Origin of the sequence: Peptostreptococcus anaerobius VPI 4330 = DSM 2949, from assembly GCF_000381525.1 — a bacterium.
GTDB classification, from domain to species: domain Bacteria; phylum Bacillota; class Clostridia; order Peptostreptococcales; family Peptostreptococcaceae; genus Peptostreptococcus; species Peptostreptococcus anaerobius.
Map to the genome: position 1 here is coordinate 1 of NZ_KB906652.1, position 9,755 is coordinate 9,755.

9 protein-coding genes, 4 tRNA genes, 1 rRNA gene and 1 pseudogene are annotated in these 9,755 nt (G+C 36.6%); all 15 read right to left on the reverse strand.

Going from position 1 to position 9,755, the window contains the following annotated elements; genetic code table 11:
- Nucleotides 1–245, reverse strand: a pseudogene (locus F823_RS0109720) (hypothetical protein); the annotation flags it as partial.
- Between the two features lie 117 nt (nucleotides 246–362).
- On the reverse strand, nucleotides 363–1,712 hold the full coding sequence (glmM, locus tag F823_RS0109725; RefSeq protein WP_002846666.1) for a phosphoglucosamine mutase: 1,350 nt from the start codon (nucleotides 1,710–1,712) through the stop codon (nucleotides 363–365).
- A gap of 177 nt (nucleotides 1,713–1,889) precedes the next feature.
- The gene (locus tag F823_RS0109730; RefSeq protein ID WP_002844167.1) at nucleotides 1,890–2,447 is read right to left on the reverse strand and encodes a 2-oxoacid:acceptor oxidoreductase family protein; all 558 of its coding nucleotides are present in this window, start codon (nucleotides 2,445–2,447) and stop codon (nucleotides 1,890–1,892) included.
- Entirely contained in the window at nucleotides 2,448–3,236 is a 789-nt protein-coding gene (locus F823_RS0109735; RefSeq protein WP_002844166.1) for a thiamine pyrophosphate-dependent enzyme, read from the reverse strand. It lies immediately after the preceding gene.
- The gene (locus F823_RS0109740; protein ID WP_002844118.1) at nucleotides 3,236–4,297 is read right to left on the reverse strand and encodes a 3-methyl-2-oxobutanoate dehydrogenase subunit VorB; all 1,062 of its coding nucleotides are present in this window, start codon (nucleotides 4,295–4,297) and stop codon (nucleotides 3,236–3,238) included. The genes F823_RS0109735 and F823_RS0109740 overlap by 1 nt, the downstream gene beginning before the upstream one ends.
- A gap of 20 nt (nucleotides 4,298–4,317) precedes the next feature.
- A complete protein-coding gene (locus F823_RS0109745; RefSeq protein ID WP_002844120.1) occupies nucleotides 4,318–4,536 on the reverse strand; it encodes a 4Fe-4S dicluster domain-containing protein in 219 nt (72 codons plus the stop codon).
- A 52-nt stretch (nucleotides 4,537–4,588) separates the two neighbouring features.
- Nucleotides 4,589–5,263 (reverse strand): hypothetical protein, encoded by a 675-nt coding sequence (locus F823_RS0109750; RefSeq protein WP_002844157.1) that lies wholly within the window; start codon nucleotides 5,261–5,263, stop codon nucleotides 4,589–4,591.
- A 76-nt stretch (nucleotides 5,264–5,339) separates the two neighbouring features.
- Nucleotides 5,340–6,413, reverse strand: a complete 1,074-nt coding sequence (buk, locus tag F823_RS0109755) for a butyrate kinase (RefSeq protein ID WP_002844128.1) — start codon at nucleotides 6,411–6,413, stop codon at nucleotides 5,340–5,342.
- 668 nt (nucleotides 6,414–7,081) lie between these two features.
- Entirely contained in the window at nucleotides 7,082–8,005 is a 924-nt protein-coding gene (locus F823_RS0109760; protein WP_002844132.1) for a CdaR family protein, read from the reverse strand.
- 13 nt (nucleotides 8,006–8,018) lie between these two features.
- Nucleotides 8,019–8,870: a diadenylate cyclase CdaA gene (gene cdaA / locus F823_RS0109765; protein ID WP_002844130.1), complete on the reverse strand. Its 852-nt coding sequence runs from the start codon at nucleotides 8,868–8,870 to the stop codon at nucleotides 8,019–8,021.
- Nucleotides 8,871–9,020: 150 nt separating this feature from the next.
- Nucleotides 9,021–9,095 (reverse strand) — tRNA-Gly (locus F823_RS0109770).
- A 4-nt stretch (nucleotides 9,096–9,099) separates the two neighbouring features.
- Nucleotides 9,100–9,176, reverse strand: a tRNA-Asp gene (locus tag F823_RS0109775).
- Between the two features lie 24 nt (nucleotides 9,177–9,200).
- Nucleotides 9,201–9,272 (reverse strand) — tRNA-Glu (locus F823_RS0109780).
- Between the two features lie 7 nt (nucleotides 9,273–9,279).
- Nucleotides 9,280–9,355, reverse strand: a tRNA-Met gene (locus F823_RS0109785).
- Nucleotides 9,356–9,488: 133 nt separating this feature from the next.
- A 23S ribosomal RNA gene (locus F823_RS0109790) occupies nucleotides 9,489–9,755 on the reverse strand; the annotation flags it as partial.

The following is a 9,755-nucleotide window of genomic DNA, read 5'->3' on the forward strand; positions in this document are numbered from 1 at the left end:
ATACCATTTCTTTTAAGCATCTTTCTAATTAACTTCAATTCAGATTTTGTGTGAGCATTTGGACTGCGTAAAGGCCTTCTAGAGCCTAATGCTAAGCTCCTTACTGTGCCATCATACTTTTTTAGTTGTCTATACACAAACTGACGGTTAGTATGATATCGCCTTGCGGCTTTTGTAACTCCATATTTTTTAGCAAATTCACATAATTTTTGGCGGTAACGCATTTCTTCTGTTATAATAGACATGAGAGGACTCCTTTACTAAATGGTTTTGTCGATATTACTATTGTATCAGAGTTCCTCTCTTTTTTTATTCAATTGTGTAACATATGTTATAGCACATTACAAAGTATCTATTTTCTTTTAACAGCCTATCTTTTCTTTGATAATAGCTGCAAGCCCAAGTGCTAGCTCGTGGATATGGTCTTGGTCTTTTCCTTCCAACATTACCCTCACTAGTGGTTCTGTTCCTGATGGTCTGATTAAGACCCTACCCTTGCCGTCCATTTCCTTTTCAATTCTTACTATTTCGTCAGCAATTTCCTTAAAATCCATATATGAATTCTTAAACTCATTTTTTACTTTGACATTTTCTAGTACCTGTGGATACTGGTCCATAACAGATGCAAGTTCTGACATAGCCTTATTTTCTTCAACCATTATCTGTGTTAAGACAAGGGATGACATTGTACCATCACCAGTTGTATTGTAGTCTAGGAATACCAGGTGGCCTGACTGCTCTCCACCAAGAACATAGCCTGATTTTTGCATTTCTTCTAGGACATACCTATCTCCTACAGCTGTTGTTGCAAGATTTATGCCATGTTCCTTGGCTGCTATTGTAAGGCCTATATTGCTCATTACAGTTACAACTAGGGTATCCTTAACTAATTTACCCTTTTTCTTCATATCTATAGCACCTAAAACCATAATCTTGTCGCCATCGACCAAGTTGCCCTTTTCGTCTACTGCTATTAGTCTATCTGCATCACCATCATAAGCAAGACCTATATCAGCACCAACTTCAATTACTTTCTTTTGTAGACCTTCTGGATGGGTAGAGCCACACTTGTCATTTATATTAGTTCCATCTGGCTGGGCATTTATAGCTATGACCTCTGCACCTAACTCTTCAAAGACCATAGGAGCGACCCTATATGCTGCACCATTTGCACAATCAAGTACGCACTTTACACCTTCAAGACTGACATCTATCTTAGACTTTAGATAGTCCGCATAGTGGCGAATTGCCTCATGGTCAAATATTTTTCTACCGACCATGTCTCCTGTAGGATTTACATCTATCAAGTCCATATTGTCTATGTATTTTTCGATTTCAAGCTCAATTGAGTCATCCAACTTAAATCCGCTTTTGTTGAAGAATTTTATTCCGTTGTACTCAATTGGATTATGAGACGCAGATATAACAACTCCACAATCTGCCTCATACTTACGAGTAAGGTATGCCACACCTGGTGTAGGTATTATTCCAACTGTAATTACGTCACAACCAACTGACATCAGACCAGATATCAAGGCTGCTTCCAACATATCTCCAGATATTCTAGTATCTCTACCAACTACTACCTTTACTTTTTCCTTATTTTCAGCTAGCACATAGCCTCCAGCCCTTCCAAGCTTAAAAGCCATAGAAGGTGACAATTCCGTGTTGGCTATACCCCTAACACCATCTGTACCAAAATATTTTCTCATCTATATATCTCTCCTCATATTTATATTTAAAGTTTCACTACTATTCTATCACAAAAACTGAACTAATTATCATAATTTAGCCTTTTTGTCATAATTTATTATAATATATTTTCAAAAAAACGGGCCGCCACTGGCAATTGTGGCGACCCATCAAAGGTAATATATTGTATATTGGAATTAGTTTTTCTTCTGATCCATAACAGCGTCATAACCTGCCTGAAGGGCCTGTCTATTTACTGGTATGAATTTTTCTTTTCTCTTTCCGAAAACCTTCTTGAATGCTTCAAGAACTGATTCTATATCAACACTGCTATCAACAGCTAGGAAAGCTCCAAGCATTACCATGTTGGCAAACTTTGATCCACCTAGTTCATTTGATAATTCGTTAGCGTTTATATAGTAAGCTTCTATATCGTCTCTTTCACATTTTTCATGTACTAGAGAACTATTTATAAGAATTGTTCCTCCTGGAACAACATCTCCTTCAAACTTAGTAAGCGATGGTGAGTTCATTATTACAGCTGCAGTTGCATCATCTGTAATGATTGGTGAACCAACTGGTTCATCAGATATAGTAACAGCACAGTTAGCTGTACCACCACGCATTTCAGGACCATAAGATGGTAACCAAGAAACTTCTTTATTTTCAAGCATTCCTGCGTATGTCATTAGCTGACCCATAGACATTACACCCTGTCCACCGAATCCTGCACAAATAACTCTAGATGTACTCATTTATTTGTCCTCCTTTTCTGCTTCAGCTCTTTCTGCTAGTGCAGCTTCTATATCTATATCTCTGAAGTTCTGCACTGGATAGTAAGGAATCATGTTGTCTCTTAACCACTGAAGTGCATCTACTGGAGTCTTACCCCAGTTAGTTGGGCAAGTAGATAATACTTCTACTAGTGAGAAACCAAGACCTGCCTTCTGAACTTCAAACGCTTTTCTTATAACCTTTTTAGCCTTTCTAACTTCTGCTGGAGTATCTACTCTTACTCTTTCGACGAAAGTAGCACCTACTAGTGTAGAAAGCATTTCAGCTATTCTGATTGGATAACCATGAAGCTTAGGATCTCTACCACCCTGGCAAGTTGTAGCCTTTTCTCCTATTAGAGTTGTAGGAGCCATCTGTCCACCTGTCATACCATAAGTAGTATTGTTTACGAATATAACTGTTATATTTTCTCCTCTATTGGCAGCATGTACTATTTCAGCAGTACCTATAGAAGCAAGGTCTCCGTCTCCCTGATATGTAAATACCATATGATCTGGTCCTAATACTCTCTTTATACCTGTAGCAACTGCTGGTGCTCTACCATGAGCAGCTTCACTCATATCACAGTTGAAGTAATTGTATGCAAGAACTGAACAACCAACTGGTGCTACACCTACAGCATTACCTAAAACGTCCATTTCCTCAAGTACTTCACCAACTGTTCTGTGGATTATACCATGAGTACATCCTGGACAGTAATGTGTCTGCGCATCAGTTAAACCTTTAGTTTTTTCAAAAATAACAGCCATTACTTAGCACCTCCTAATATATCTATCGCTCTATTCATTATTTCCTTTGGTTCTGGAACCATACCACCTGGCCTACCATAGAAGTGTACTTCATGTCTACCATTTGAACCAAGCTTAACATCTTCTACCATCTGTCCTAATGACATTTCTACTGCAAATAAGTGTTTGCAAGCTGGTATTTCATCGAATGCATGGTATGGGTAAGGCCATACTGTCTTAGGTCTTATTAGACCAACCTTGTAACCCTGTTCTCTTAGTTCGTTTACACAGTTCTTAACAACTCTTGCCATAGTTCCGTAAGCAACGAATACTAGTTCTGCATCTTCAGTTCTATCCATTTCTACCTGACATTCATTAGCTTCAATCTTGTTATACTTTCTCTGTAAGTGGTAGTTGTGCTCTTCAAGTATTTCTGGAGAAAGGTATAGTGAGTTGATTATATTTGGCTTTCTTTCTCCCTTTGTACCAGTTGTAGCCCAAGTCTTTTCAGGAAGCTCTCTGTGCTTTCTTGGCTTGTCAAAATCAACTGGTTCCATCATTTGACCTATCATACCATCTAGAAGAACTAGTACTGGAGTTCTGTAGATTTCTGCTACGTCAAATGCATCCTGGATCATATCACATGCTTCCTGAACACTAGCTGGAGCGTATACTGGAGTTCTGTAATCTCCGTCTCCACCACCTCTAGTAGTCATAAAGTAGTCTGACTGTGATGGCTGTATAGAACCTAGCCCTGGGCCACCTCTCACTACGTTTAGGATAACACATGGTACTTCAGCACCTGCACAGTAAGTTATACCTTCCTGCTTTAATGCTACACCTGGTGAAGATGATGAAGTAAGAACTCTAGCTCCAGTTCCACCTGCACCATAAACCATATTTATTGCAGCAACTTCAGATTCTGCCTGAACAAAAACTCCTCCATTTGCTGGTAATTCTCTTGACAAATATTCTGGTAACTCACTCTGTGGAGTTATTGGGTAACCGAAGAAATACTTACATCCAGCAACCATTGCTGCCTTACCAAATGCTTCGTTACCTTTCATTAGTATCTTAGCCATTTAAAATCCCCCCTAATTAATTATAATCTTTCTACTGTAATAACTGCGTCTGGACACATCATTGCACAGCTTGCGCAACCGATACATTCATCCATATTTTCTACATTTGCAGGGTTATATCCCTTTGAATTAACCTTAGATAAGTCTAAAGCAATTATCTTCTTTGGACATACAGAGATGCAAAGTCCACAACCCTTACAGTACTTCTGATCAAAAGACACTCTACCTTTAGCCGCCATTATATTGCCTCCTTAATAAAATAATTATATTATACTAATTATATAAAACACACTACATCATCCACTGGTCTCTTAACATTAGACTAAGTGGAATAATTTCACCTTCAAAGTCCTCAGGAATCTGGTCAACAAGACTTTCCATGCATGAAACAAACTTTATTGGAATATTTCTAGCCTTTGAAACTTCTCTACATACCTCCTGACCCTTTTCAAGATCCTCTATTGTAGTCGCCTTGAGCATATGAGTATTGTTGATTAGTCCTGTCACCTTCAACTTTGAAGCTGCCTCAATCTCATCAATATATCCCATTACCTCTTCAGCTGTCTGTGTTTTCTCCCTATTTGCGTTGACAACAAAGAACATATCATAGTCTTCATCATCAATCATATCTCTATACCTAGCTATGACAGTTGCACCTACCTTATCACCACCAAGGTCTATAATGTTGTTGTAGTCCTTGTTTAGTAAAGGTGTGTGTATCTCAGCTGACAATGCTGGTATATCAAGTGTTGGAGCGTCTACGGAAGATGCGATTACATGAATCCCCTTTTCTTCAAGTAAATCCTTCATTCCCCTAGATCTGAAGTAAACGTTTACAACATCAAGGTCTGATATAGCAAGTCTACCTTCAATTTCTCCTCTTAACTTCAATGCGTAGTTTACTGAAAACTCGCTCTTACCACTCCCATAGTGGCCTGTTATTATTCTTATTCTCTTATTATTCATCCGCTTACTCCTATACAAAAATCCTCAATCTCCAGAATTTTAGTTCTATATAAGCCTTTATCTATCAAAGTAAGATTTAGTAGATCTTTGCTTCTTCTTCCCCTCTAAGAATTCTAAGTCCACCTAAGGCAAGAGCTGCCATCTCATCTTCACCTGGATAAACCTTTACATCAGCTATAAAGCTTACCTTGTCTATTATCTTCTTTGTAAACATCTTTGAATATGCTATACCACCAGTCAATAGTATTGCATCTACCTTGCCTTCAAGAACTACTGAACATGAACCTATTTCTTTAGCTATCTGATAAGCCATTGCATCATATACAAGTTCAGCCTTCTTATCTCCCTTTTCTATCATGGCTTCTACATCTCTAGCATCACTAGTATCAAGGTAAGAAACTAGTCCACCCCTACCTGTTATCTTCTTCTTCATATCTGCTAGTGAGTATTCACCACTGTAGCACATCTGTACTAAACTACCTACTGGTATTCCACCACTTCTCTCTGGAGAGAATGGTCCTTCACCATCTAGGGCATTTGCAACATCTATTACGCTACCCTTTTCGTGGGCACCTACAGATATTCCACCACCCATATGTCCTACTATAAGGTTTAGTTCATCGTATTTTTTGCCTACTTCATCAGCATATCTCCTAGCTATAGCCTTCTGGTTAAGAGCATGGAATATAGACCTTCTCTCTATATCAGCAAGGCCAGATATTCTAGCTACATCACTAAGTTCATCAACAACAACTGGGTCAACTATATAAGCTGGTATACCAAGTTCCTTAGAAAATTCCCTAGCTATTATTCCACCCAAGTTTGAAGCGTGCTGGCCAGATACTCCAACTCTTAAGTCTTCTATCATATCATCAGACACACTGTATGTACCACCTTTTATCGGTTTAAGAAGACCACCCCTGCCTACTACACAATCAAGTTCTTCAAGTTTTATATCAGCTGCCTTCAACTCACCTTCTATAACGTCTTTTCTAAAGTTAAACTGGTCTGCTATAGTTTCAAACTGACCAATTTCATCAGATGAGTGGCGTAGTGTTTTTTCAAATACTTCCTGGTCATTGTCGTATACTGCTATCTTTGTAGACGTAGACCCCGGGTTAATTGTAAGAATCTTAAAAATATCTTTCATCATTACCTCCAATTTTCCATTTAATACAATTAATTTATTTATAACGTTTTCATAAACCATAAGAAACAAAATCCACTTCTAACTCTGAACAAATAAACTAATTTTACAACCAATTAATGTCTAGTAACTCACTTTACAATAAAAAACTAAATCATCAAACTTTTTACTAAACAAGGCAATAAACTTAATTTTATTAAATCTTCTATATCCTGTCATAATGATTAGCTCCGTTAAAAAAACTAACAACTCATCTTATCTAAAAAAGACACTTTTGAGGAAGAAGACATATAATTTAAAGTATTTGATTAATCCTCTTGATTTATTATAAGTATTCATTTAGTTTTTCAACTTTGCAAACGATTTTACAAAAATTAATATCAATTAATAGATAATTTTTTTCTATTCACTAATTCCTTTTCATTTATTATTTTATAACGAAAATTAAGAAGATGCAATAAAAATATTTAATTAACAAAGATATGTCAACCTTATATTATAATGTATCTTCTTATTTTTCATTTATTATTTAAATTTAACTAAATTTTCAAAATTTTCTATAACATTAGCCCATCTTATAAATACAACAACAATATGCTATTCACATAATTTTTTGTCTATTTATCAATTAAAGGCAAACCCTTGCTAGGTATTACTTTTTTATAGGAGATTTATTTTTTGCTTATTTGAACCTCTTCTATATCACCTTTTATCTTTATATCATCAGGTATAACAAGTTTCACTTTTTTGCTACTAGCATTAGAAAAATCTTCTTCATTTAGTCTATTTGTAGAAATTTCTTCTATATTTTTTAAAGTTTCATTATCACCTATTATTGTAACCTTTTCAGGGCTAATTGATAAAGAATCTCTTGTAATATCCCAATTTCCTAGATTAGGTACTACTTCTACTTCTTTTTCAATTGCAAACTTGATTTCAACATCCATCTTCTTAATCTCTATATCCACGCTTACTGGTTTCTTGTTTTTTGTGAAGGCTAATAGGTATATTTCCTGTACTACTTGAGTTTTATCAGACATCTTTTCAAGCTTGTCTGTATTTATAGTAGCAGATACATATGACACTTCATCGACCAAGCTCCTAGGACCAGACACCTTCACGTACTTGTATTCTCCATTGGCACTGTGTATTTTTTCCTTGTAGTTTGAAGGAATCTCTATCTTAACAGGCACCTTTTTAGTTATTTTTTTTTCTAGATTTACGACAAAGCTACTCTCTTTAATTTCTCTTGAAACATGACTTGATATGTTACTTGATAGGGATACAGTATTTTTACCCTCTACAGGATTTATCACTTCTCCATAAATACTTACGCTGTTCTTGGTAATCTTCTGAATTTCGGATAACTTGCCTTCAAGAGTTATATCAGTAGTCATGTGATCTTTGGGATATATAACATATCCCTCTTTTTCTATCTGTTGGGTATTTTTTATAGTTATTGGAATATCTTCTATAACCTTCCTATCTTCTGGATCTACAACAGCAATTACATACATCCATAAGGCTACTGCAGCTGCAACAGATATTATCTTTGTTTTTATATTCTTCTTATTATTTAAAGGTTTTTTATTCATAATAGACACCTACCTATTTTTGCTTTTTCATCAATTCTTTGAATATATTAGTGTTCTCAGACTTGGTCTTATAGAAATTCTTTAATATATTAGTAAGTCTTTCTCTTGTAACATCTCTGTATATCTTGCCAGACCTAGTAATTGATACACTTCCTGTCTCTTCTGACACTACAAGAGTAAGGCAGTCCGACATCTCACTCACACCTATGGCAGCTCTATGCCTTGTACCTAGTTCCTTACTTATATCTTTTCTCTGAGTTAGAGGAAGTATGCACGCAGCTGATTTTATTTTTTTGTCTCTAACTACAACCGCACCATCATGTAGAGGTGTATTAGGTATAAATATATTACATAATAATTGCTTAGTCACCCTACCCTCTATCTTAGTACCAGTATCAACTATTTCATTAATCTTAGTCTTTCCTTCAAGCACCACAAGAGCACCTATTTTCCTGCTAGCCAAATCGTAAAGGGCATCTACCATTTCAGCTATTACAAGGTCTTGGTCCTTATCTATATCAGAATCACCATGTCCACCAAACTTTATTATGCTAGTATTTCTTCCTATATGCTCTAGACCCGCTCTTAATTCTGGTTGGAATATAATAAATGGAAGAATAAATCCTACCTCCAGTATCTTTACAAGTATCCAATAAAGTGTATGTAATTTCAGCATACCACTCAATTGTGTAGCAACCAATAACATAATTACGCCCTTAAAGAGCTGTTCTGCCCTGGTATCCTTTATAAACATCAACATTTTATAAAATATATAGGCTATTATTAGCATATCAATAGCATCATTTATGCTTATTTTCAAGGCTATTTGAGAAATTTTATTTAAAGCTATACTTATTGACCACATCTATAATTCTCCTTGCTTAATTTATTTAAATACATACGATAATTGATCATGTATAATTATTTTAACACACTTTTCCTTACATAAGTCTAAGTATATGATTTTTTGCAAAAAAATATATAAAAAAAAATCCTATAAAGGATTTTTGAAAAATGGAGCGGGAAACGAGATTCGAACTCGCGACTTCGACCTTGGCAAGGTCGCGCTCTACCACTGAACTATTCCCGCAAAATGGCGACCTGGAAGGGGCTCGAACCCTCGACCTCCAGCGTGACAGGCTGGCATTCTAACCAACTGAACTACCAGGCCTTGTTGCCTATTTGTATTAAAAAGTGACTCCTAGGGGAATCGAACCCCTGTTACCGCCGTGAAAGGGCGGTGTCTTAACCGCTTGACCAAGGAGCCATAATAATGGTTGCGGAGGCAGGACTTGAACCTACGACCTTCGGGTTATGAGCCCGACGAGCTGCCAACTGCTCCACTCCGCGATAATTTGGTCTTTACATATCAAAATTGAAGTCATAGACTTCAATTTCCAATTAAAGTATTGTTTTTGTACCCTCAAAACTGAATATTTAGTGAGCCTTTCGGCTGGACCTAATCCTTACTCAAACATCTTTCTTGGTCAAGTCCTCGATCTATTAGTATCAGTAAGCTACATACATTGCTGCACTTACACCTCTGACCTATCAACCAGGTAGTCTTCCTGGGATCTTAACCTTGCGGTGGGAAATCTTATCTTGAAGTTGGCTTCGCGCTTAGATGCTTTCAGCGCTTATCCTTTCCATACATAGCTACCCAGCCATGCCCTTGGCAGAACAACTGGTACACCAGAGGTATGTCCATCCCGGTCCTCTCGTACTAAGGACAGATCTCCTCAAATTTCCT

Coding starts and splice junctions, on each gene's coding strand:
- glmM (WP_002846666.1), bottom strand. CDS start 1,712: ATGAGAAAATATTTTGGTACAGATGGTGTTAGGGGTATAGCCAACACG.
- buk (WP_002844128.1), bottom strand. CDS start 6,413: ATGAAAGATATTTTTAAGATTCTTACAATTAACCCGGGGTCTACGTCT.
- F823_RS0109735 (WP_002844166.1), bottom strand. CDS start 3,236: ATGGCTGTTATTTTTGAAAAAACTAAAGGTTTAACTGATGCGCAGACA.
- F823_RS0109740 (WP_002844118.1), bottom strand. CDS start 4,297: ATGGCTAAGATACTAATGAAAGGTAACGAAGCATTTGGTAAGGCAGCA.
- F823_RS0109730 (WP_002844167.1), bottom strand. CDS start 2,447: ATGAGTACATCTAGAGTTATTTGTGCAGGATTCGGTGGACAGGGTGTA.
- cdaA (WP_002844130.1), bottom strand. CDS start 8,870: ATGTGGTCAATAAGTATAGCTTTAAATAAAATTTCTCAAATAGCCTTG.
- F823_RS0109745 (WP_002844120.1), bottom strand. CDS start 4,536: ATGGCGGCTAAAGGTAGAGTGTCTTTTGATCAGAAGTACTGTAAGGGT.
- F823_RS0109760 (WP_002844132.1), bottom strand. CDS start 8,005: ATGAATAAAAAACCTTTAAATAATAAGAAGAATATAAAAACAAAGATA.
- F823_RS0109750 (WP_002844157.1), bottom strand. CDS start 5,263: ATGAATAATAAGAGAATAAGAATAATAACAGGCCACTATGGGAGTGGT.